The organism is Paracoccus ferrooxidans (assembly GCF_029909815.1).
Taxonomy (GTDB): Bacteria; Pseudomonadota; Alphaproteobacteria; order Rhodobacterales; family Rhodobacteraceae; genus Paracoccus; species Paracoccus versutus.
Map to the genome: position 1 here is coordinate 590,787 of NZ_CP038201.1, position 23,209 is coordinate 613,995.

Here is a 23,209-nt window from a genome sequence, read left to right on the forward strand (position 1 = left end):
GCTTCCCGCCCCCTGGCCTGAACATCGGCAACCCTGTCCGAAATCGACCGGCCGGGCAGGTTCCTGCAATATCCGCAACGTAATAACATTACTTCACTGGATGCAAGCCGAGGAGTATCGCCATGAAGACCCGCGCCGCCATCGCCTGGGAACCGAACCGCCCGCTGGAGATCGAGGAAATCGACCTTGAAGGCCCCAGGGACGGCGAGGTCCTGGTCCGCATCGTCACCACCAGCCTGTGCCATACCGACATGTTCACCCTGTCGGGCAAGGATCCCGAGGGGCTGTTCCCCGCCATCCTGGGCCACGAGGGCGTCGGCATCGTCGAGGAAATCGGCCGCGGCGTCACCTCGGTCAAGCCGGGCGACCATGTCATCCCGCTTTACATCCCCGAGGATCCCGACTGCCCCTATATCAAGTCGGGCAAGACCAACCTGTGCCAGACCATCCGCGAGACACAGGGCCGCGGCGTGATGCCCGACGGCACTTCACGTTTCTCCCATAAGGGCAAGATGATCCATCACTACATGGGCACCAGCACCTTCAGCGAATATACGGTGCTGCCCGAGATCTCGGTGGCCAGGATCTCGACCGAGGCGCCCCTGGCCAAGGCCAGCGTCATGGGCTGCGCCATTCCGACCGGCATGGGCGCAGTCAGGAACACCGCCAAGGTCGAGCCGGGTTCGACCGTCGCGGTCTTCGGCCTGGGCGCGGTCGGCATGGCGGTGATCCAGGGGGCGAAGATGGTGGGCGCCGGCCGCATCATCGGCATCGACACCAACCCCAGCAAATTCCCGCTGGCCCGCGGCCTGGGCGCGACCGAATGCATCGACCCCAAGGAGTTCCAGCAGCCGATCCACCAGGTCGTCATCGACATGACCAACGGCGGGGTGGATTATGCCTTCGAATGCATCGGCAACGTGAACGTCATGCGCTCGGCGCTGGAATGCTGCCACAAGGGCTGGGGCGAGTGCACGGTGATCGGGGTCGCAGGCGCGGGCGAAGAGATCGCCACCCGTCCGTTCCAGCTGGTGACGGGCCGGGTCTGGCGCGGCTCGGCCTTTGGCGGGGTGCGCGGGCGCAGCCAGTTGCCCGGCATGGTGGACGAATGGCTGCGTGGCGATTTCGACGTCGATCCCTATATCACCCACAACATGACGCATGAGCAGATCAACACCGCCTTCGACCTGCTGCACGCGGGCGAGTCGATCCGCTCGGTCATCCATTTCCGCCCCGACGAAACGATGCGGGTCAACAGCCTGCCCGGCAGGATCGTCCCGGCGTAAGCCGATGAGACAATCCCCGGACATCCTACATGTCCGGGGTTCGGAGCATAGCCTCTGCAATGGACTGCGCCGAAGCCGGCCAAATCGGGAAGATCATCGCCCGATGCCGCATCGATCCTTTTGGTGGTTCCCGCCATGCCGGGACCACCTCGACACGCGGCAGCGACGGGCGGAGCTTCACCTAGGGGTGCGGAACCATGCCGTTCAGATAGAGCGACAGGGCATATGCCGTCGCTAGGGCCTCGACTGCCAACCGCTCCCGTCCCTCGTTTTCATCCATGAAATAGGTTTCGAGGCCGCGTGTCGTGCATCCTCCAACGAGCGCAAGGACAAGAACGGCGTTGGCAATTCGCTTTGGCGCTCTCTTCTTCGATGAAATGTTTCTGCCACTACGGCAGGTATCGCCGGATACCGAAGCCGACCCCTGGGGAAGGCATCCCGGCTGGTCCGGTCGGGTAGCCGCGCCAGGATCGGATCAGAAGGGCGCCTGGACCAGGCGAAACGCCGTCGCGAAGGCGAAGATCGCCACCAGGCCGCCGAAGGCGATCTCGACCAGGCTGGCAATGACCGAAGCGCGGCTGAGGGACGGCAGCGAGACCTGCACCCCGCGGCGCAGGGCGACTGCGATGACCGCGGCAAGGCCCGTCACCATCATGGTGCCGATCCCCATGACATAGGCGCCGGCGATCCCGACGGCATCCAGATCGAGCCGCCAGGTCAGGATCAGCAGGAACAGCGCCCCGGTGCAGGGCCGCAGGGCCACCCCGGCGACCAGCGCCGCGGCTTCGCGCCAGGACCGGATTGCCCGAACCTCCTGCACATCGGGGACATGGGCATGGCCGCAGCCGCAGGTTTCGGAATGCGTGTGGCCATGCCGGTGCCGGCCTGCGGCCAGCCGGCGGAAGCCGCGCCAGCACAGGATCACCCCCAGCAGGGCGATGGCCGCGGCCGAGAACGGCTCGAGACTGGCGGAAGCGCCCTCGACGCGATCGCGCGCGCCGCCGAAGATCCAGACGCCCGTATAGACCACGGCCACCGCGACCGTCGCCTGCGCAAGGCTGGTTATCGCGGCCAAGCCGACCATGCGTCTCATCGGCACGTCGGTCGCGACCCCGTAGGCGCCGATCAGCGCCTTGCCGTGGCCCGGCCCCAGCGCATGCAGGAAGCCATAGGCGAAGCAGATGCCCAGGAATGCCGTGACCGCCCCGGCCTCGCCGCCCCGCAGGGCGCGCAAGGCCCGCGCCAGCGCGTTCTGGTAGTCGCGCTGCCAGCCCAGGGCCATGCGGGCGACGCGGTCGTCCAGCCCGGTCCAGAGAACCAGCCCGGCCACCACCGCCAGCGCAAGCAGGGCGATCAGGACGGCCTTGCGCATTCCAGCCTCATGTCGTCGGCGAAATCGCCGCCCACATCGGGGTATTTGCCCTGATCCATGATCTCGTCATTGGTCAGCTTGGCTAGTTCGTCGCCATATTTGCGTTGCGCGGCGGCGATGTCGGCCTTTTCGATCTGGACGCGGCAGTCGTCCCGGCCCCTGATTTCTAGCGTCCCGACCAGATCGTAGAAGGTGTAATAGGTCGGGTCATAGACCTGCACCTCGATCCGCTCATCCTCGGGTCGGATCCGGTCCAGAAGCGCGCGGATATGGGTCACGACGATCCTACCCTGCTGATAGCGGACGGCAACGTCCAGCGGACCCGACAGCGCGACCGGCATGCCGTCGCGGGTCAGGTAAAGGTCGCCGGCGAAATCCTCGGGCCAGTCGCTGAACATGGCGGTGAGGCAGGCGATCTCGTCATCCGTCAGCACGCCGTCGCCGTCCTTGTCCATCTCCATATCCTCGACCATCAGCATCGACGAGAAATCGTCGAAGGCCCAGACGACGCTGACGGCACCCAGCCTGCCCTCGCCGTCGAAGCGGAACGTCAGCCCGGTGTCGATGAAGACATGCGGATGCGCCTCGGCCTTTCCAAGGGAAAGGACCGACAGCAGGGACAGCAAGGCAAGCCGCAAACAGCGCATGGCGGCAGGCTTTAGGCCGCGGGCGCCGTTTCGACAAATCACAAAACTGGCGCGTCGGCATGTCCTTGCCGGCATCCCGCCCGCGTTCCGGCCTCAGCCGCCGTTTTCGGACGCCGGGACGCGCGACGGCCTCTCTTGCCCTTCTCTTTTCGTGATGTAATAACATCACATAAACTCGAGTCTGTTATGCAGCGACGCCCGGAGCCGCCTGAAATGAACCCCCGCACGGCCGATGCCTGTATCACCTTCGAGGATCTGACGGTCGGCTATGGCAGCCACGCCGCCGTCCATCACCTGACCGGCCAGGTGCCGCGCGGCGCGCTGCTGGCCGTGGTCGGGCCGAACGGGTCGGGCAAGTCGACGCTGATCAAATGCATCACCGGCCTGCTGGCGCCGATGAGCGGCACTTGCCGGGTCGCGGCGCGGACCAGCCTGGCCTACCTGCCGCAACAATCCGAACTGGACCGCAGTTTTCCGGCGCGGGTGATGGACCTGGTCGCGCTTGGCCTGTGGCACAAGCGCGGCCTTCTGGGGCGGCACCGGGCCGAGGATCGCGGCGCCGTCGCGGATGCGCTGCGCGCCGTGGGGCTGGACGGGTTCGGGCGGCGTCCCATCGACAGCCTGTCGGGCGGGCAGTTGCAGCGCGCCCTGTTCGCCCGGCTGCTGGTGCAGGATGCCGATCTGATCCTGCTCGACGAGCCCTTCAACGCCATCGACGAAAAGACCATCCGCGACCTGATCGGCCTGATCCTGCATTGGCATGGCGAAGGCCGCACCGTGGTCGTGGTCGTCCATGACCTCGACCTGGTGCGGGCGCATTTCCCGCAGGCCCTGCTGCTTGCCCGCCGCCCCATCGCCTGGGGGCCAAGCGCCGAGGTGGTGACGCCCGAGAACATGCAACGCGCCCGGCAGTTCCAGGAAGCCTGGGACGACGACGCCCCCTGGTGCGAGCCGTCCCCCGCCCCGGCCAGAGGCGTGGCGTGATGGTCGACTGGGTCGTGGCGCCTTTCCTCGAATTCGCCTTCATGCAGCGGGCGCTGGCGGGGGCGCTGCTGCTGTCGCTGTCGGCCTGCCCGGTCGGCGTCTTCCTGATGCTGCGCCGGATGAGCCTGACCGGCGACGCCATGTCCCACGCCATCCTGCCGGGCGCGGCGGCGGGCTTCCTGCTTTACGGGCTGGAGATCGTGCCGATGACCATCGGCGGACTGATCGCCGGGGCCATCGTGGCGCTTGGGGCCGGCGCCGTGGCACGGCTGACGGTGCAGAGGGAGGATGCCTCGATGGCGGCCTTCTATCTGGTTTCGCTGGCCATCGGGGTCGTCATGGTCTCGCTGCGCGGCTCCAGCGTCGATCTGATGCATGTGCTGTTCGGCACGGTGCTGGCGCTGAACGACGATGCGCTGTGGCTGATCGGGCTGGTCGCCGCCGTCACGCTGGCGACCACGGTGCTGCTGTGGCGGGCGCTGGTGGCGGAATGCCTCGACCCGCTGTATCTGCGTTCGGTCTCGGGCCAGGGGGGCGTGGTGCATTTCGTCTTCCTGGGGCTGGTGGTGCTGAACCTGGTCGCCGGGTTCCAGGCGCTCGGCACGCTGCTGTCGGTCGGGCTGATGATCCTGCCCGGCGCTGCGGCGCGGTTCTGGGTGAACGATGCCGTCGCGATGTGCGCCGCCTCGGTCGGGATCGGCATCGTCTCATCGCTGGGCGGGCTCCTGCTGTCCTATCACGCCAGCCTGCCCTCGGGTCCGGCGATCATCCTCTCGGCCGGGGTGGTCTATCTCGTCTCGCTTCTGGCCGGGCCGCGCGGCGCGCTGCGCCCGCTCCTGCCCCGCCGCCACCACCGGACGGCCTGACGCCATGAAAGGATATCCCATGAAAGACTGGCTCTTCCGCATTGCTGCCTGTTCGGCCATTGCGCTTTCGTCCGTTGCGGCTGCACAGGCGGAACCGCTGGACGTGGTCGCCACCTTCTCGATCATCGGCGATTTCGCGGCAGAGGTCGGCGGTGACCGGATCAGGCTGAAAGTGCTGGTCGGCCCGGATTCCGACACGCATGTTCATGAGCCACGACCGGCGGATGCCATCGCGCTGGCCGGGGCGGATGTGGTGCTGACCAACGGGCTGGAATTCGAGGGTTTCCTGACCCGCCTGATCGCCGCCAGCGGAACCGATGCCGCCGTCGCCACCCTGACCGACGGGGTCGAGACGATGGAGGAGCCGGGCGGCGGCCATTACCACTATATCGACGGCAAGGCGGTCTTCCATGCCGGCGCGCATGATCCCCATGCCTGGCAATCGGTGCCGAATGCCAAGGTCTATGTGCAGAACATCGCCGCAGCCTTCTGCGCGGCCGATTCCGAAGGCTGCGCCGCCTATCAGGCAAATGCGGCCCGCTATATCGGCGAACTGGACGCCCTCGATACCGAAATCCGCAGCGCCGTCGCCGCCCTGCCCACGGACCGCCGCACCGTGGTGGTCGCCCACAACGCCTTCCGCTATTTCGAGGCCGCCTATGGCGTGCATTTCCTGTCGCCGCAGGGCGTCTCGACCGAATCCGAGGCCGCTGCGGCCGATGTCGCGGGGCTGATCCGCGCGATCCGCGACCGCAACGCCGCAGCCATCTTCGCCGAGAACATCAGCGACACGAGGCTGCTGGAGCAGATCGCGCGCGAGGCCGGACTGCCGCTGGCAGGCACGCTCTATTCCGACGCGCTGTCCGGCCCGGACGGCCCGGCGCCCGACTACATCGCGATGATGCGCCACAATGCCAGCGCCATCGCCGCGGCGCTGGCCGCCCGCTGACCAGATTTCCGCCGGGACCAGCCATTGCCCCGTCCCGGAGCCTTCATCCCGATCCACCATCCAAGGAGACCATCCATGCTCAGACATCTCGCGGGTGCTAGCGCCCTGGCGCTGATCCTGGCCGGCGCGGCTTTCGCGCAGGACCATGACCACGACCATGGCGACGTCACGCTTTACCGCGTCTTCGTCGGCGATCACGAAAAGGGCCAGGTCACGGCGTTCGACCTGTCCGAACCCGATCACCGCTGGACCTTCCCGACCACCGGCCAGGTCAAGCTGTTCCCGGTCGCAGGTGGCGCGGTGGTGGCCGCGGTGCAGTCCGATGCCGATACGGTGCAGTTCATCCGCAGCGGCATCTCGTTCCACGACCACGGCGACCACCGCGACATCGAGGTGGCCGATCCCGCGGCCATCGACGCCAGCCTGACCGGGCCGCGCCCGTTCCACCTGGTCGAGCACGACGGCAAGGTGGTGCTGAACTACGACCAGGGCGGCTATGCCGAGATCCTGGAGGGCGGCGCGCTGGCCGAGGGCAAGGTCGAGCCGGTCAAGTTCCCGCAGGCCCGCGCCCATCACGGCTTCGTCGCGCCCCTGGGCGACAGCTGGCTCTCCACCGTCGCCTCGGACGAGAAGGTCGAGGGCGACGCCTCGGTGCCGCGCCTGGGCCTGCAGGCCTTTGACGCCGAGGGCAATCCGGCCGGCGATTTGGCCACCTGCACCGCGATCCATGGCGAGGCCTTCTCGGGCGCCTATCTGGCCGCCGGCTGCAAGGAGGGCGTGCTGACCGTCAAGGCCGGCGCGAGCGGCCCGGAATACAAGCTGCTGCCCTATCCCGCCGACCTGCCGCAGGGCGTGACCACCGGCACGCTGCTGGGCTCGACCGGCATCCAGGTCTTCCTGGGCAATTACGGCCCGGACGGGCTGGTGGTCATCGACCCGGTGGACGAGCCGCATTACCGCTACGTCAAGCTGCCTTTCCGCCGGGTGGATTTCGCGCTCGACCCGGCCAGGCCCTCGACCGGCTACGTGCTGACCGAGGACGGCAGCCTGCACCGCATCGACCTGCTGAAGGCCGAGATCGCGGCCAGCGCCAAGGTGACGGAGCCCTATTCGATGGACGGGCATTGGAACGACCCGCGCCCGCGCCTCGCCATGGCCGGGGATGAAATCGTCGTCACCGACCCCAACGCCGGCCTGGTGCGCCGCATCGCGACCGAGGACCTGACGGAGCGCGGCACCGTGCCGGTCGAAGGCAAGCCCTACAACATCGCCGTGACCGGCGGCAGCGGCGTCACGCACTGACGCAGGCACGACACGAAAAGGGGGCGGCGAACCGTCCCCTTTTGCTTTCCGGCCCTCGGTCAACCGATCCGGCCGCCGCCCTGTTTCGTGATCGCCACCACCGCCGGGCGCCCCGGCATGGCGTCGCGGAAATCCGGCCAGCGGGTGGACAGGTCCTCGTAATAGGACGGGCGGCCGTGGCCCTCCCAATCCTCGCCGCCATCGCCCGGATGCTGCACCGCCACGAAGAAGGTGGCCAGGTCCGGCGTCGGACAGGGGCCGCACATCTCGGCCCCCACGGGCACGCGATGGAACAGCGGCGAGGTGCAGCGCCTCCTGCCCTCGGCATCCCCCGGCGCGGCGACGGGCGGCTTTGCCGGAAGATGCCGGTCAATGCCCCGCGCCCGGACGCCGCCGTCCGAGGACAGCGGCATGGCTTTGCCCCGTTTGCCCAGCCGGCGCACCGGCGCAAGGGCCGATGGCGAACAGCCCGACCCTGCCCTAGAAATCCACCGAGGCGGAAAGCTGGAAGGTTCGCGGCGCGCCAAGCGCCACCACATTGCTTGCATTGGCGCCCGCCCAGTAGCTCTGGTCGAAGAGGTTCTTCACCCCGCCGTTCACCGAGACCTTCCTGCCGCCCAGGACCGTCTCATAGCGCATGCCCAGATCGACCCGCGTCCAGTCCGGGATCCTGATGGCATTGGCGTTGTCGACATATTGCGACGAGGTGTGGATCAGCCGCCCGCTGAGCGTCAGCCCCTGCACCCAGGGGGTATCCCATTCCAGGCCAAGGTTGACCGCCAGGGGCGCGGCGCCGGGCGCATGGTTTCCGTCATGGGCGCCGTCCTGCGTCCTGGTCAGGCGGGCCTGCGTATAGCTCACGCCTCCAAGCGCGCGGAGTTCCGGCGCGATCTCGCCCATGATGGCCCATTCGATGCCGCGATTGCGCTGCTCGCCGTTCTCGCGCAGCGTGGGCAGCGGCGCCGTGGCGTAATCGACCAGGGTGCCCGGCTTTTCGACCTGGAACAGGCTGACGGTGTTGATGAAGCCGCCGGTCTCCAGCTTGGCGCCGATCTCGACCTGGCGGGTCTTGTAGGGGGCAAAGACCTGCCCGGCGTTCTGGTAGGCGGCATCGACGATGGTGCCGGGCGACAGGCCCTCGATATAGCTGCCGTAGAAGGACAGATGTTCGCTGGGCTTGACCACCAGCCCGACCATCGGCGTCCAGGCGCTGGAATCGTAGCTGCTGGCGACAAGCCCGGTGGCGGTGTCGTAGCTGTCGGACCGGACCTTCTGGTGGCGGATGCCCAGCGTCAGCAGCGCGCGGTCGTCGAACAGGGACATGGTATCGACGAAGGCCAGGCTGGTCATCGTCGATTCGGCGGTCTTCAGCAGCGCGCCTGCGGGGTCCGGCCAGAGGGTGATCGGCAGCGGATCGTAGATGTTGGTCGGGTTGCGGGCAAAGGTGACGCTGGATGCCAGCTCGCGATTCTGCCGCGCGGCGCTGACGGCAAAGCGATGCTCGACCCCGCCGGTAGAGAATGCGCCGCGCACCCCGACCTCGGCCGAGCTGCCATCCGATTCATAGGGCCAGTCGGTGACGTTGACGGCGGTGTCGCCGTTCTGGGCCAGCGCGATGGCGATGCCGCCGAAGAAGCCGCTTTGCCGGAAACGCTGCACCCCCAGCCTGGAATAGGCGGTGACGCCGTCGGCAATGTCCAGTTCGGCCTGCAGGACGGCGCCCTGGGTGGTGTAGTCCGACCGGATCCCCGGATAGATGTTGGTGCTGCCGGAGGGCGCGGCGGGCATCTCGGTCAGGCCGGCCGCCGGAGAGGCGTAGAAGGCGATCCCGCCCTCGGTCTTTTCCTGCAGGTGATAGGCGTCGAGCGAAGCGCGGAAGCGCCCTCCCCGATAGTCGAGACCGACTGCGCCCACCGGAACCTTGCGCGACTGGCCGTCGATGAAGGTTTCGCCGCTGCGATAGCTGCCGTTGATGCGCAGGCCCCATTGCCTTTGCGCGCCAAAGCGCCAGCCCACATCCACATGCGCGCGCAGGGACGAATCCGAATCGAGCCCCATGGTCAGCCGCGCAAGGGGTTCGTCCCCCGCGCGTTTCATGACCAGGTTGATGCCGCCGCCGACCTGGCCCGACGGGGTGATCCCGCTTAGCAGCGCATTCGGGCCCTTCAGGACTTCGACGCGCTCGACGAATTCGACCGGAAGGCTGCCCGACAGCGGGGCAAGGCCATAGAGCCCGTTGATCGCCGCCTCGCCCACGTTCATGTCGAAGCCGCGGATCTTCACGTTCTCGGCCGAGCCATAGGCCGGGGTGGCGCGACGCACCGAGGGTTCGTTGTCCAGCACGTCGGCGACCGTCGCGGCCTGCTGGTCCTGGATCAGCTTGCTGGTATAGCTGGTCTGGTTGAACGGCGTGTCCATCACGCCGGTATTGCCAAGGATGCCAAGCGCGCCGCCCGAGGCGACCTGCCCGCCCGCATAGGCCGGCGGAACGTCCCAGCTTCCCATGCCCTCGCCCTGGATGACGACGGTGTCCAGCAGGATCGAGCCGGGCTCGGCCGCCGCCGGTGCCGCGGGTGTTTGCGCCAGGATGCTGACCGTCCGGGGATTGTTGAACCGATAGCCGAGCCCGGTGCCCGCCAGAAGCCGGGCCAGCGCGGCCTCGGCGGTCATGCTGCCGCTGACGCCGGGGCTGCGGCGGCCGGCGACCACGCGCTCGTCGAAGAAGATCTGCAAGCCGCTGGCCTGGCCGAAGCGGACCAGCGCCGCAGAAAGCGGCTGGGCGGGGAAGGCGAAGCTGCCTGTCCCGGCCGTTTCCTGCGCCGCCGCCGCCGGCGCCGTCAGCGGCATGGCTAGCGCCGTCGATGCCAGCAGCATCGCGGTGGCGATCCCCAGCCGAAATCCCGGCAACCCCTTGCGTGTCCGTTCCATCCTTGTCCCTCTTGCATGTGCCATGACCGGCTTTCTTCGGCCCTCGCATGGCAGACACCTGGGAACGGAAAGGTCATTAAGGCGGCGGTGAAAAAAATCATCCGCCGCGGATGAGGGTGATCCCGCCGGGCAGGTTGACCATGCGCAGGTCCAGGGTCTGGACGATGGTTTCCAGCGCCGCATCTGGCGCGTTCGTGTCGAAGATCGCCGTGACCGGGACCGCCGCCACCCCGCTGCCCCAGGCCGAGATGCTGCCGCCGCGCCAGCGCGCGATCTCGGCCAGCACCTCGCCCAGGGGGGTGTTGCGAAAGATCATCCGCCCCTGCCGCCAGGCGCCGATGCTGTCCGGCTCTGCCTGCATCGGCGGCGCGATGTAGTCGCGGCCATAGCTGGATTGCCAGCCCTGGCCCAGTTCCACCGCAGGCAGGCCCGGCAGCTTCAGCGAAACCGCGTGCTCCGCCACCGCGACGTCGACGCGGCCGCCCTGCAGGCAGACGTTGAACCGCGTTCCCAATGCCGCCACCTCTCCGCCCAGGGCCCGGACCGCGAAGGGCCGCGGGTCGGGCGCCACGGCAAAGAACCCCTCGCCCCGCAGCAGCCGGACCAGCCGCCGCTCGGGCCCCAGGTCGACCGAGAGAGCCGAGCGGCTGCCGAGATTGACCAGCGAGCCATCCGCAAGCGCGATGTCGCGCACCTCTCCGGCATCGGTGACGTGATCGGCCCGGAACCAGGGACGCGAGACATGCCAGCCGCCGGCGCCGGCGACGGCAAGGCCCGCCAGCCCGCCGATCAGGCGGCGGCGGCTGATGGCCCGGTCGCGGCGGCGCAGGGTGTCGAACTCTGCCTTGACCGGCTCCATCCCGGCCCAGAGCGCATTTGCCTCGTCCCAGGCGGCACGGTTCCTGGCCGAGGCCGCCAGCCATGCCTGGAACCGGCGCTCCAGGTCGGGCGGCGCGCGGTCGTCGTTCAGCCGCACCAGCCATTCCAGCGCCTTGCGCAGCTCGGGGGGGTCCTCGTCCTTCAGCATGCACGGATCCTGAAACGCGTTCCTGCCTCTATGGCACCCCGGCGTCGCTGGCGCATCATCCTTGCCGGAAAAAATCGCGGCCGAGTTCGCGGCGCAGGTCGGCAAGGGCGTTCACGATCTGCACCATGACGGTATTGCGCGAAATGCCAAGCCGCGCGGCGATCTCGTCATAGGTCAGCTCTCCGAACCGATGCAGCACGAAGATCTCGCGCCGCCGCGGCGGCAGCGCCAGGATCGCCTGCATGACACGGCGCAGGCTTTCGCGGCAGACCAGCACCATCTCGGCCGAGGGCGTGTCCGAGGTGATGGTTTCGACACCGCCGGGCGGGGCATCCACGACGACCCCCTGGCGTTCATGGCGCATGTGGTTCAGCGCCAAATTGCGCGCGACGCGGGCCAGCCAGGCGTCCTGCGCGATCACATGGCCTTGGGGCATGTTCAGCAGCCGCAGGAAGGCGTCATGCACGACATCCTCGGCCGTCGCCCGCTGCCCGGTCACGCGCAGCACCAGGCGTTGCAGCCGGCCCCGCTGGCCGAGATAGAGCTTGTCGAAAGAGAAGGTCGGTTCCATCGTCGCGCGGCACCACAAAGGTTTCGGGGTGGCTGTGCTGGACGGCTTGGCTGCATCCCTCCTACCCCGCGCCCGGCCATGACGCAACGGCCAAGCCGCGCGGGGCCTTGCGGTGGCAAGCTCGTCCCGCCAGCCACGCAGGCCGCATACCGCCGGCCTGGTGATGCCTGCGGTTTCGCCATCCATGCCGGATCATGATCGGTCTTTGCCGCAGAGGTCTCGGGAATGACGAGGGCCATGTCCGGGCCTCATGCGTATCGCTTGGCCCCGGCGACGCAGAGGACGACGATGACGGCGGATGCGATCATGGTCCAGGCGATGGGCTCGCCCAGCAGGATCGCCGCCAGCAGGAAGCCGAAGAAGGGTTGCAGAAGCTGCAACTGCCCGACCCCGGCAATGCCGCCAAGCGCGAGGCCGCGATACCAGAAGATGAAGCCGACCATCATGCTGAAGACCGAGACATAGCCAAGCCCGAGCCAGGCGGGCATGGTGATCAGGGACCATGCAGGGGGCAAGGTGAACAGGCTGATCGCCGCCATGGCCGGCAGGGACAGCAGCAAGGCCCAGGAGATGACCTGCCAGCCGCCGAGCCGGCGCGACAGCGCGGCGCCTTCGGCATAGCCCAGCCCGCAGGCCAGGATCGCGGCGATCATCAGCAGGTCGCCGGCCAGCGTCCCGCCCTCGCTGCCATGCAGGGCGAAGCCGGCAACCGCAGCCGCGCCGGCCACCGCAAAGACCCAGAAGGCCGGCGCGGGCCGCTCGCCCCCGCGCAGCACGCCGAAGATGGCGGTCGCCAGCGGCAGCAGCCCGACGAAGACGATGGAATGCGCCGCGGTGATGTGCTGCAGCGCCAGCGCGGTTAGCAGCGGAAAGCCCAGCACGACGCCGAAGGCGACCAGCGCCAGGGACAGCAGGTCGCGGCGCTCGGGCCGGGGCTGGCGCAGCGCCAACAGGCAAGCCGCCCCCAGCAGCGCGGCGATCACCGCGCGGGCCGAGGTCAGGAACATCGGCGAGAAATCCGCCACGGCGACGCGGGTGGCCGGCAGCGACCCGCTGAAGATGATGACGCCCAGAAGGCCGCTGCCCCAACCTGCCGTTCCACGTTCCATATGCGTCCTCGCTTTACTGCCCCGGCAATAGCGATCCGGCTCTGGCCCGGACAGGAACAATACATTACAGTTTTGACAATCCGTATGGGTGAAGTGGCCCATACAGCGGGAGAAGGCGCGATGATCGACAACCAGGCAACCACGCGCACGCAGGCGCTGATGAATGCCGTCCGCGCCAAGATCGCGAACCGGGCGCTCGGCCCCGGCGACCGCCTGCCCTCGGTCCGGGGCTTCGCGAGAACCATGGGCGTATCGCCCTCGACCGTGGTCGAGGCCTATGACCGGCTGGCAGCGGAGGGCATCATCCGCGCCAGGCGCGGCTCGGGCTTCTATGTCACCGGCGCGGACCTGCCGCCGATGGCGCTGGCCGAAATGGGGCCGCCGCGCGACCGCGCCGTCGATCCGTTCTGGGTCTCGCGGCAATCGCTCGATGCCGACCCCGCGGTGCTGAAGCCGGGCTGCGGCTGGCTGCCTGCCGGTTGGATGCCCCATGCCGCGCTGCGGAAAGGCTTGCGGGCCCTGGCGCGGGCCGAGGACGCCCTGCTTTCCGATTATGGCGGCACCCGCGGCGCGCCGGCCCTGCGGCGCCTGCTGCTGGGCCGGTTCGCCGACGAGGGCATCGCCGCCACGATGGATCAGGTCATGCTGACGGGTTCGGGGACGCAGGCCATCGACCTGATCTGCCGCCTGCTGCTGCGGCCCGAGGATACCGTTCTGGTCGACGATCCCTGCTATTTCAATTTCCAGGCGCTGCTGCGCGCCCATCAGGTGCGGGTCATCGGCATCCCCTTCACCCCCACCGGCCCGGACATCGCCGCCTTCGAGCGCGCCCTCGCCGAGGAAAACCCGCGGCTCTACATCACCAATTCGGCGCTGCACAACCCGACCGGCGCCAGCCTTTCGCCTCAGACCGCGCATCGGGTGCTGAGCGCGGCGACGGCCCACGGGCTGACCATCGTCGAGGACGACATCTTCGCGGATTTCGAGCCCGCCCTGTCGCCGCGCCTTGCGATCCTCGACGGGCTGAACCGGGTCATCAGGATCGGCAGCTTCTCGAAGACGCTCTCGGCCTCGCTGCGCTGCGGCTATATCGCCGCCCGGCCGGACTGGATCGAAGGGCTGGCCGACCTGCAGGTCGCGACCAGCTTCGGCGGCCCCAGCCCAGTGGCGGCGGAGGTGATCGCAGGCGTTCTGGCTGGCGGCAGCTATCGCAAGCATATGGACGAGCTGCGCCAGCGGCTGACGCGGGCCCGGAAGGAGGCGGAGGACCGGCTGCGGCCGCTTGGCCTGGTTCCCTGGATCATGCCGCGCGGCGGCTTCTACCTGTGGTGCCGGCTGCCCGAGGGCCGGGATTCCACCGCCATCGCCCGGCGCTGCCTGGAGGAGAACGTCGTCCTTGCGCCGGGAAACGTGTTCAGCGTCTCGCAATCCGCAAGCGCGTTCCTGCGCTTCAACGTCGCGCAGCTTGGAGATGCGCGGATCTTCGCGGCACTCGAAAGGGCGATGGAAGGATGAGAGGCTGGGCCGATCCGGCTTCGAAAACCCGATGCGTTCGTGCGGCCCCTGCGCAGTGAGCCTGGCCGGTGACGGGCTTTGCAGGTCGGCGGCCTGCCCAGGGGCTGCCCATCCCCGGGATCGCCATGGAGATTGCCGCGCCACCTTCGCGACACCGAAAAAAAAGCCCGCCGGGATCGCGTTGACGGTGCGCCCGCTTTGGCGGATCGTGCCCCGGTATGGCGAACAGGCAGAGGGCCGGAATGGACATCCGCGACGCAGAGGACCAGCATATCGACGGCATTACCGCGATCTACAACGATGCCGTCGCCCATACGACGGCGATCTGGAACGAGACGCAGGTCGATGCCGCCAACCGCATGGCCTGGCTGGCCGACCGCCGCCGGGCCGGCTATCCGGTGCTGGTCGCGGTGGACGAAAATGGCGCGGTCCTGGGCTATGCGTCCTTCGGCGACTGGCGTGCCTTCGACGGCTATCGCCATACCGTCGAGCATTCGGTCTATGTGCGTGGCGACCAGCGCGGCGCCGGGATCGGCCGCGCCCTCGTGCTGGCGCTGATCGAGCGCGCGCGAGACCTGGGCAAGCATGTGATGGTGGCCGGGATCGAGGCCGGCAATACCGCCTCGATCCGGCTGCACGAGACGCTGGGCTTCGAGCAGGCGGGCCATCTGAAGCAGGTCGGCGCCAAGTTCGGCAAATGGCTCGACCTGGCATTTCTTCAACTGATCCTGGACCAGCGCGACGTGCCGGGGCGGTGACGACCAAGCACCGCGATGGCCCCCGCCCAGCGGCTGGAGAGCGAAATCCTAGGGTCCGACAAGTTCCGTCGCCCAACTCAGCACCATGCCGCTGGCGCCGGACAAGACGCGAAGCCCGCCGTAATCGATGATCGTCGGCGCTTCTTCGTCCTGGGGCACGGTATGGGGCCCGGCAATGCGGATGACCTGGGCGCCCGCTGCCCGCCCGGCCAGCAGGCCGGCTTCCGTGTCCTCGAAAACCAGGCAGCGGCCGATGTCCACGCCCAGAAGCGCGGCCCCCCGACGATAGCCTTCGGGGTCCGGCTTGCCGCGCGACACGTCGTCCGAAGTGACCATGATCCGGGGCAGCGGAAGCCCCGCGGCCGCCATCCGCCGCAGCGCCAGCCTGCGGCTTGCCGAAGTCACCACGGCCCATCGCCCCGGCGCGAGCGAGGCGAGCAGGTCGATGGCGCCTGCGATGGCGACGACCCCATCGACATCCTCGATCTCGCGCGCCTCGACCCAGGCAACCTCCTCAGCGATCCGCAGATGCGGCGGGGCGAAATGGCGCACGGTATCGACGGCGCGGCGGCCGTGCAGATAGGCGAGAACCTCGGCGACCGGCGCGCCGACGCGATGCGCCCAGCCGGTCCAGACCCGCTCGACGGCCGGGATCGAGGTCAGCAGCGTGCCGTCCATGTCGAACAGGAAGGCTTCGTAGCCTCCAGGGGTTTGCGTCAATTCCATCATCCCGCCCGATTTCCCATCCCGTGGTCTGGACCATTTCGGAACCGATCACAAACCCCGATCGCATCCCTGCCGGTCACGCCATCAGCACCTTCATGGCGCCCTTGGGCGTGCCGGCCCGGAAAACCCCGGCGATCTCGGGCAGCGGCAGGCGATGGGTTATCAGCCTGCCCAGGCCCGGACCGCAGGCCTGGATGACCTCCAGCGCCTCGGCGATATTGCGGTTCAGGGAATGCGTGCCGAAAAGCGATAGCTGGCGGCGAAAGATCTCGAAGGGGGAAATCTCGATCCGCGCCGCGGGCGGGCAGACGCCGAAATACAGCACGTTGCCGCCGTTCGCAGCGTATCCCGGCAGGCCCGCCGCCACCGCCGGCACGCCGGTCGCATCCACCGCCAGGTCGCAGCCGCGGCGCAGCCGATCCAGTTCGGCCGAGCCCTGGGGCAGCGCGCCGAGGCCGAACTCCGCCGCCATGGCCAGCCGGCTCTCGTCCAGGTCGACCATCGCCACCTCGGCCCCGCGCTGGTGCAGGGCGATGCCCATCAGCATGCCGATGGGTCCGGCGCCAAAGACCAGCGCCCGGTCAACGTGGTGCCCGGCCAGGGGCGACAGGCCGTTCAGCACGCAGCCCATCGGCTCGGCCAGGGCCGCAAGCGCAGGGTCCATCCCGGTCGCGCGCACCAACGCGTCGGACCGCACCACGCAAAGCTCGGCGAAGCCGCCGTTGCGGGTGACACCATAGGCACCAAGATTCTCGCACAGGTTGACGCGGCCGGCGCGACAGCCGGGACAATCACCGCAACCGATGTTCGGATCGACCACGACCAGATCGCCGACAGAGAAGGCGTCGACGTCAGCACCCAGGGCGACGACCTCGCCGGCATATTCGTGCCCCGGCACCAGCGGAAAGGCCGAGGCGCCGTAATTGCCCCGCAGGATCTCGATATCGGTGTGGCAGATGCCGCTGGCGCGGATGGCGATCAGCACCTCGCCCGGTCCGGGTTCGGGATCGGGCAGGGTTTCGACGGCGACTTGGCCGCCCTGGCGAAAGACGATGGCTTGCATGTGGACCCCGGATGAGAGGGCGGCCCCGGCGGGCGGGACCGCGCAGGTGAAAGCTAAAGCTCAGGCCAGCCAGTTGCCGCCGTCGACGCCGAAGGTCTGCCCGACGATGTAATCGGCCTCAGGCGTGGCCAGGAAGATCGCCATGCCGGTCAGGTCCGAGGCGACGCCCATGCGGCCAAAGGGGACGGCTGCCCCGACCCGCTTCTTCTTCTCGCCGGGCTTCAGCCCCTCGAAACGGGCGAAATGCTCGTCCACTATGTCCCAATGCTCGCCGTCCACCACGCCGGGGGCGATGGCGTTGACGTTGATGCCGTGGCGGATCAGGCCAAGGCCCGCGCTTTGCGTCATGCTGATGACGGCGGCCTTGCTGGCGCAATAGACCGCCACCAGGGGTTCGCCGCGGCGCCCGGCCTGGCTGGCCATGTTGATGATCTTGCCGCCCTTGCCGCCTGCGATCATGTGTTTCGCGGCCGCCTGCATGCAGAAGAAGGCCCCGGTCATGTTCACGGCGATGACGCGGTCGTAATCGGCGCGGGTCACTTCCTCGACCGGGGCGGCGGTGAACAGCGCGGCGTTGTTGATGAGGATGTCGAGATGGCCGAACCGAGCCACGACCTCGGCGAAGCCGGCGTCGATGCTGTCCTGTTTCGTGACATCCATCTGCACCGCGATGGCCTGCGGCCCCAGGCTTTCGGCAGCGGCGCGCACGGCATCGGCGTTGATGTCGGCCAGGGCGACACAGGCGCCCTCGGCGATATAGGCGCGGGCGAATTCCAGCCCGATGCCGCGCGCGGCACCGGTGATGAGGGCGGTTTTGCCTTGCAGTCTCATGTCATGGACCTTCCATCTTCAGAGAAACGATAAATGCGGTCGGGGCGGGGTGTCAGCCGAACCTCGTCGCCAGGATTCAGCCCGCGTTCGCCGCTGACGCGGACGGTCAGCTCGCCCAGTTCGGGGCTGTCCACCTTGAGGAAGGTGTCCGAGCCCAGATGCTCGGCCAGATGCACCCGGCCCTGCCAGCCGCCCTCGGCCGCGATCTCCAGGTGCTCGGGGCGGATGCCGATGGTATGGGCACCGTGTTTCGCCGCCTCGGCGCCGGTGACGAAGTTCATCCGGGGGCTGCCGATGAAGCCCGCGACGAAGATGTTCGCGGGTGCGTTGTAGAGTTCCAGCGGGCTGCCCACCTGCTCGATGCGTCCGGCGTGCAGCACGACGATCTTGTCGGCCATGGTCATGGCCTCGACCTGGTCATGGGTGACGTAGATCATCGTCGTCTTAAGCTTCTGGTGCAGCTCGGTGATCTCGTGCCGCATGGTCACGCGCAGCGCGGCATCCAGGTTCGACAGCGGCTCGTCAAAGAGAAATGCCGCCGGTTCGCGCACGATGGCGCGGCCGATGGCGACGCGCTGGCGCTGGCCGCCGGAAAGCTGGCCCGGACGGCGGTCGAGATAGTTCGACAGGTTCAGGATGCGCGCCGCATCCTCGACGCGGCGGTCCTGCTCGGCCGGCAGCATCCCGGCCATCTTCAGCGGAAAGGCGATGTTCTTCCTGACCGACATATGCGGGTAGAGCGCATAGGACTGGAACACCATCGCCAGCCCGCGCTCGCCCGGAGGGGCGTTGCTGGCCTCTTTCCCGTCGATGACGATCTGGCCGGAGCTGATGTCCTCGAGCCCGGCGATCAGCCGCAGCAGCGTGGACTTGCCGCAGCCCGAGGGGCCGACGAAGACGACGAACTCGCCGTGGTTGATCTGCAGGTCGATGCCGGGAATGACCTCGGCCTCGCCGAAGGCCTTGCGGACCTTGTTGAGCGTAATCTGTCCCATTGGGTTTACCTCACTTCACCGCGCCGAATGTCAGGCCGCGGACCAGTTGCTTCTGGCTGAACCAGCCAAGGATCAGGATCGGGGCGATGGCCATGGTCGAGGCCGCCGAAAGTTTCGCGTAGAACAGCCCCTCGGGCGAGGAATAGCTGGCGATGAAGGCCGTCAGCGGCGCCGCTTTCGAGGTGGTCAGCTGCAGGGTCCAGAACGCCTCGTTCCAGGCCAGGATGACGTTCAGCAGCAAGGTCGAGGCGATGCCGGGCACCGCCATTGGCGTCAGCACGTAAAGGATTTCCTTGCCAAGGCTGGCGCCGTCCATCCGTGCCGCCTCGAGGATCTCGGACGGGATCTCGCGGAAATAGGTGTAGAGCATCCAGACCACGATCGGCAGGTTGATCAGCGTCATCACCACCGTCAGCCCGATCCGCGTATCCAGCAGGCCGAAGTCGCGGAACATCAGGTAGATCGGGATCAAGACGCCCACGGCCGGCATCATCTTGGTCGACAGCATCCACATCAGCAGGTCCTTGGTCCGCCGGCCGGGCTGGAAGGCCATGGCCCAGGCGGCCGGAATGGCGACGATCAGCGCCAGCACCGTCGAGCCGACCGAGATGATGACCGAGTTCATGAAATGCGCGCCGTAGTTCGAGCGGGCCTGCACCTCGGCATAGCTGGCCGTGGTCCAGGGCGCCGACAGCACCTGCAAGGGCGTGCGGATCGCATCGGTTTCCGACTTGAAGCTGAGGATCACCGTCCACAGGATCGGCAGGAAGATCAGGAAGCCGATGGTCCATGCCGCCACAGTGACCACGGCCCGTTGGGTGGGGGAAGTCTTACGTGCCATGGCTTCCTCATGCGTCCAGGTTCTTGCCGATCATCCGCATCAGGAAGATCGCGACGATATTGGCCAGGATGACGGCGATGATGCCGCCGGCCGAGCCGCCGCCCACGTCGAAGGACAGAAGCGATTGCGAATAGACCAGGAACGGCAGGTTGGTCGATGCGACGCCGGGACCGCCGTTGGTCGTGACCAGGATCTCGGCAAAGATCGACAACAGGAAGATGGTCTGGATCAGCACCACCACGGTGATCGAGCGCGTCAGATGCGGCAGCGTCAGGTAGCGAAAGCGCGAAAGCCAGCCTGCGCCGTCCATCTCGGCCGCCTCCACCTGCTCGCTGTCCAAGGATTGCAGCGCGGTCAGCAGGATCAGCGTGGCAAAGGGCAGCCAGCTCCAGGAAACGATCAGGATGATCGACATCAGCGGCGCCTGCGACAGGAAGTCCAGCGGCGCGAACCCCAGCGCCTTGGCCAGATGCGCGAACATGCCGTTGACCGGGTTCATGAAGAAGTTCTTCCACACCAGCGCCGAGACCGTGGGCATGACGAAGAAGGGCGCGATGACCATGACCCGGACGATGCCCTGCCCCCAGAAGGGCTGGTTCAGCAGCAAGGCCAGGGCAATGCCGCCGATCACGGTGATCGAAAGCACGCCAAGGACCAGGTACAGCGTGTTCTTCAGCGCGATCCAGAACGAGGGCTGCGTCGCGAAGTAATAGTAATTGTCGAAACCCGCCCAGGTCTCCATGCCGGGCATGAGCAGGTTGTAGCGCAGGAAGCTGAAATAAACGGTCATGCCCAGGGGCACGATCATCCACAAGAGCAGCAGGATGACCGAGGGCGAGACCATCAGGCGCGCAAGCGCGCGCGAATGCGCGGTGGCCATGCGTGTCTCCAATGAAAGATGATCGGCGCGTGCGGACGGGTATCGGCCGCTCTCGAAAAGGGCGGAGCTTGCCGCTCCGCCCCCCTCCAGGGAGGAGCCCTTTACTTGGGGTAGCCGGCGCGGGTCATCTCGCGCGCCGCGTAGTCCTGGGCGGCCTTCAGGGCCGCTTCGACGCTCGTCTGCCCGGCCAGCGCAGCCGAGATCTGCTGGCCGACAACCGTGCCGATGCCCTGGAACTCGGGGATCGTCACATATTGGATGCCGGTATAGGGCACCGGATCCTTGGTAGGCTTGGCCGGATCTGCCGCCTCGATCGAGGCCAGCACGGTCGCGGCGAAGGGCGCGGCTTCTTGATATTCGGGCAGCGCGTAGGTCGACAGCCGCGTGCCCGGCGGCACGGCGACCCAGCCCTCGTTCTCGCCGACCAGCTTCACGTAGTCCCTGGAGGTCGCCCAGGCGATGAAGGACTTGGCCACGTCGGCCTTGGTCGAACTGGAGGGGATGGCCAGCGACCAGGCCCAGAACCAGGCCGAACCCGCCGGGGTGACTGCCTGCGGCGCGGGGGCGAAGGCAATCTTGTCGGCGACCTCGCTTTGCTTGGGGTCGTAGACCCGGCCCGCGGCCGAGGTGGCGTCGATCCAGATCGCGCATTTGCCGGTCTGGAAAAGCGCCTGGTTCTCGTTGAAGCCGTTGCTGACCGCGCCGGGGGGCCCGTATTTGGTCATCAGGTCGACGTAATAGGTGATGGCCTGCTGCCAGGGCTGGCTGTCGATCTGTGGCTGCCAGTCCATGTCGAACCATTGCCCGCCATGGGTGTTCACCAAGGTGCCAAGGAAGGCCATGTTCTCGCCCCAGCCCGGCTTGCCGCGCAGGCAGATGCCGTATTGTTCCTTGGACTTGTCGGTCAGCTTTTCGGCAAACTCGCCGATCTGGTCATAGGTCGGCTGCTCGGGCATTGTCAGCCCCGCCGCCTCGAACAGATCCTTGCGATACATGGTGAACGAGCTTTCGGCGTAGAACGGCGCCGCGACCAGCTTGCCGTCGGCCGAAAGCCCGGCCGCGACCGAGGGGATCAGGTCGCCGTAGTCGTAATCCTCGCCCAAGTCGTCGAGCGGCATCAGCCAGCCCTGCTTGCCCCAGATCGGCGCCTCGTAGGAGCCGACGGTCATGATGTCGAATTGCCCGCCCTTGGTGGCGATGTCGGTCGTCACCCGCTGGCGCAACACATTCTCTTCCAGGATCACCCAGTTGATCTTGTGCCCGGTGGCCTTTTCCCATTCGGGGGCCAGTTTCTGCATGATGATCATGTCGCCGTTGTTCACGGTGGCGATGGTCAGTTCCTCGGCCTGCGCGGCGCCCGTCAGGGCGATCGCCGTCGCGGCCAGCAACGCCGTCTTCAGTTTCATCCTTGTCCTCCCTCGGTGAAGCTGTTGCCAAGGAAGCTACGGATTTCCACCGAATGGGTCAATCAATATTTTTACGCGCGAAAATTTTTTAGAAGTCGCGAACCAATAATCAGGCCGAGGCACGCAGGATCAGCCTGCCCTCCAACCGGCGCAGCGGGCTGGAGGGGCGCACCCCGTCCTCGATCATGCCAAAAAGCGTCGAGACGCTGTTTTCCGCAATGGAAACATAATCTTGCGCCACCGTGGTCAGGGCCGGCGCGGTAAAGCGGGCCATCGGGTGGTCGTCATGGCCGGCCACGCGCAGCGCCGTGGCGGCACCGCGCCCGACCCGCAGGCCCTTTTCAAAGGCCGCCGCGATCAGCCCGATCGCCATGCGGTCGTTGGCGCAAAGCACGGTATTCGTCGGCAGCTGATGCGTGGGCAGCAGGCGCAGCCCGGCATTGTAGCCCAGTTCCTCGAAATCCCAGCCGGCCGATTCGGCCGGGATCACATGCGGCTCGAAGCCTTGCTCCTCCATGGCGCGGACATAGGCTTCGCGGCGTTCGCGGGCATTGGTGTTGACGGCGGGCATGTCCAGGAAACAGGGCGGCTCGCCGCTGCGGCACAGGTAGTCGACCATCAGCCCGACGCTTTGGAAATTGTCGGTGCCGACGAAAATCTCGTCCCCGTTCATATGGTTGTCGAAGATCACCGTGGGAATGTCCGCCGCAAGCTGCCGGATGCGGTCCGAGACGGAAGTGTCCCCCAGGGGCGCGATGATCGCCCCGGCGATGCGCAGGGAATAGAGCATCTCGATGGCGCTCAGCTCGCGCTCGGCATCGCCGTGCGAGCCCAGGACGATGGCCCAATAGCCCGCCTCGACGCAGCGCGTCTCGATCTGGCGGACGATCTCGGCATAGAAGGGATCGACGATATGCGGGACGATGATGCCGATGTTCTTGGTGAACTTGCGGTTCTGGTTGATGGCGAACAGGTTCGGCCGATAGCCGTAGCGGGCGATGGCCTCTTCGATCCGCTCTCGGGTCGAACGGCGGACGCTGGACGGGTCGTTGAAATATTTCGAGATCGTCGGCCGCGAGATACCGCTGACCGCCGAAAACTCTTCCATATTCCTGATCTTCTGCTCTTCCATGCCGCCTCCCCTTTCGGTTGG

Annotated in this window: 21 protein-coding genes and 1 pseudogene; 7 read left to right on the forward strand and 15 right to left on the reverse strand. The window is 67.4% G+C overall.

Annotated features, from left to right (window positions below):
• Positions 1 to 122 precede the first annotated feature (122 nt).
• Complete coding sequence (locus tag E3U26_RS15950) at positions 123 to 1,286, forward strand: S-(hydroxymethyl)glutathione dehydrogenase/class III alcohol dehydrogenase (protein WP_499105973.1); 1,164 nt, start codon at positions 123 to 125, stop codon at positions 1,284 to 1,286.
• 475 nt (positions 1,287 to 1,761) lie between these two features.
• Here E3U26_RS15950 and E3U26_RS15955 read toward each other — a convergent pair whose 3' ends face one another.
• Both E3U26_RS15955 and E3U26_RS15960 read right to left on the reverse strand, forming a co-directional pair.
• Entirely contained in the window at positions 1,762 to 2,658 is an 897-nt protein-coding gene (locus tag E3U26_RS15955; RefSeq protein ID WP_499105974.1) for a nickel/cobalt transporter, read from the reverse strand.
• Positions 2,640 to 3,305 (reverse strand): DUF1007 family protein, encoded by a 666-nt coding sequence (locus tag E3U26_RS15960; protein ID WP_499105975.1) that lies wholly within the window; start codon positions 3,303 to 3,305, stop codon positions 2,640 to 2,642. Before E3U26_RS15960 ends, E3U26_RS15955 begins: the two co-directional genes overlap by 19 nt.
• Positions 3,306 to 3,518: 213 nt before the next feature.
• Between E3U26_RS15960 and aztA the strand changes: the two genes are divergently transcribed.
• From aztA to aztD, 4 genes are all read left to right on the forward strand, one after another.
• Positions 3,519 to 4,289 (forward strand): metal ABC transporter ATP-binding protein, encoded by a 771-nt coding sequence (aztA, locus tag E3U26_RS15965; RefSeq protein ID WP_499105976.1) that lies wholly within the window; start codon positions 3,519 to 3,521, stop codon positions 4,287 to 4,289.
• Complete coding sequence (gene aztB / locus E3U26_RS15970) at positions 4,289 to 5,155, forward strand: ABC transporter permease family protein (protein ID WP_499105977.1); 867 nt, start codon at positions 4,289 to 4,291, stop codon at positions 5,153 to 5,155. The genes aztA and aztB overlap by 1 nt, the downstream gene beginning before the upstream one ends.
• Before the next feature lie 19 nt (positions 5,156 to 5,174).
• Entirely contained in the window at positions 5,175 to 6,104 is a 930-nt protein-coding gene (aztC, locus tag E3U26_RS15975) for a TroA family protein (RefSeq protein WP_499105978.1), read from the forward strand.
• Positions 6,105 to 6,179: 75 nt separating this feature from the next.
• Positions 6,180 to 7,406 carry a zinc metallochaperone AztD gene (gene aztD / locus E3U26_RS15980; RefSeq protein WP_499105979.1) on the forward strand — a complete coding sequence of 409 codons (1,227 nt, stop codon included), beginning with the start codon at positions 6,180 to 6,182 and terminating at the stop codon, positions 7,404 to 7,406.
• Between the two features lie 59 nt (positions 7,407 to 7,465).
• Here aztD and E3U26_RS15985 read toward each other — a convergent pair.
• The 5 genes and pseudogenes from E3U26_RS15985 to E3U26_RS16005 form a co-directional block, all read right to left on the reverse strand.
• A pseudogene (locus E3U26_RS15985) lies at positions 7,466 to 7,735 on the reverse strand (alkaline phosphatase PhoX); the annotation flags it as partial.
• Between the two features lie 151 nt (positions 7,736 to 7,886).
• A complete protein-coding gene (locus E3U26_RS15990; protein ID WP_499105980.1) occupies positions 7,887 to 10,334 on the reverse strand; it encodes a TonB-dependent siderophore receptor in 2,448 nt (815 codons plus the stop codon).
• Positions 10,335 to 10,431: 97 nt separating this feature from the next.
• Complete coding sequence (locus tag E3U26_RS15995) at positions 10,432 to 11,361, reverse strand: FecR family protein (protein ID WP_499105982.1); 930 nt, start codon at positions 11,359 to 11,361, stop codon at positions 10,432 to 10,434.
• 55 nt (positions 11,362 to 11,416) lie between these two features.
• Complete coding sequence (locus tag E3U26_RS16000; protein ID WP_036755545.1) at positions 11,417 to 11,932, reverse strand: RNA polymerase sigma factor; 516 nt, start codon at positions 11,930 to 11,932, stop codon at positions 11,417 to 11,419.
• A 248-nt stretch (positions 11,933 to 12,180) separates the two neighbouring features.
• Positions 12,181 to 13,041, reverse strand: a complete 861-nt coding sequence (locus tag E3U26_RS16005; RefSeq protein ID WP_499105983.1) for a DMT family transporter — start codon at positions 13,039 to 13,041, stop codon at positions 12,181 to 12,183.
• 120 nt (positions 13,042 to 13,161) lie between these two features.
• Between E3U26_RS16005 and E3U26_RS16010 the strand changes: the two genes are divergently transcribed.
• Together E3U26_RS16010 and E3U26_RS16015 are read left to right on the forward strand one after the other, a co-directional pair.
• The gene (locus E3U26_RS16010; RefSeq protein ID WP_499105984.1) at positions 13,162 to 14,556 is read left to right on the forward strand and encodes an aminotransferase-like domain-containing protein; all 1,395 of its coding nucleotides are present in this window, start codon (positions 13,162 to 13,164) and stop codon (positions 14,554 to 14,556) included.
• Positions 14,557 to 14,798: 242 nt separating this feature from the next.
• On the forward strand, positions 14,799 to 15,314 hold the full coding sequence (locus tag E3U26_RS16015) for a GNAT family N-acetyltransferase (protein ID WP_499105985.1): 516 nt from the start codon (positions 14,799 to 14,801) through the stop codon (positions 15,312 to 15,314).
• Positions 15,315 to 15,362: 48 nt separating this feature from the next.
• On the opposite strand, the gene E3U26_RS16020 is transcribed toward E3U26_RS16015, so the two are convergent.
• From E3U26_RS16020 to E3U26_RS16055, 8 genes are all read right to left on the reverse strand, one after another.
• Entirely contained in the window at positions 15,363 to 16,043 is a 681-nt protein-coding gene (locus tag E3U26_RS16020; RefSeq protein ID WP_499105986.1) for an HAD-IA family hydrolase, read from the reverse strand.
• Between the two features lie 73 nt (positions 16,044 to 16,116).
• The gene (locus E3U26_RS16025; protein ID WP_499105987.1) at positions 16,117 to 17,103 is read right to left on the reverse strand and encodes a zinc-dependent alcohol dehydrogenase family protein; all 987 of its coding nucleotides are present in this window, start codon (positions 17,101 to 17,103) and stop codon (positions 16,117 to 16,119) included.
• Between the two features lie 60 nt (positions 17,104 to 17,163).
• On the reverse strand, positions 17,164 to 17,934 hold the full coding sequence (locus tag E3U26_RS16030; RefSeq protein ID WP_499105989.1) for a sugar alcohol dehydrogenase: 771 nt from the start codon (positions 17,932 to 17,934) through the stop codon (positions 17,164 to 17,166).
• Positions 17,931 to 18,929 (reverse strand): ABC transporter ATP-binding protein, encoded by a 999-nt coding sequence (locus E3U26_RS16035; RefSeq protein ID WP_499105990.1) that lies wholly within the window; start codon positions 18,927 to 18,929, stop codon positions 17,931 to 17,933. The genes E3U26_RS16030 and E3U26_RS16035 overlap by 4 nt, the downstream gene beginning before the upstream one ends.
• Positions 18,930 to 18,939: 10 nt before the next feature.
• Entirely contained in the window at positions 18,940 to 19,770 is an 831-nt protein-coding gene (locus E3U26_RS16040; RefSeq protein WP_072463458.1) for a carbohydrate ABC transporter permease, read from the reverse strand.
• Between the two features lie 7 nt (positions 19,771 to 19,777).
• The gene (locus tag E3U26_RS16045; protein ID WP_499105991.1) at positions 19,778 to 20,650 is read right to left on the reverse strand and encodes a carbohydrate ABC transporter permease; all 873 of its coding nucleotides are present in this window, start codon (positions 20,648 to 20,650) and stop codon (positions 19,778 to 19,780) included.
• Positions 20,651 to 20,751: 101 nt separating this feature from the next.
• Complete coding sequence (locus E3U26_RS16050) at positions 20,752 to 22,056, reverse strand: ABC transporter substrate-binding protein (RefSeq protein ID WP_499105992.1); 1,305 nt, start codon at positions 22,054 to 22,056, stop codon at positions 20,752 to 20,754.
• Positions 22,057 to 22,165: 109 nt separating this feature from the next.
• Positions 22,166 to 23,188: a LacI family DNA-binding transcriptional regulator gene (locus E3U26_RS16055; protein ID WP_072463455.1), complete on the reverse strand. Its 1,023-nt coding sequence runs from the start codon at positions 23,186 to 23,188 to the stop codon at positions 22,166 to 22,168.
• Between the last annotated feature and the right edge of the window lie 21 nt (positions 23,189 to 23,209).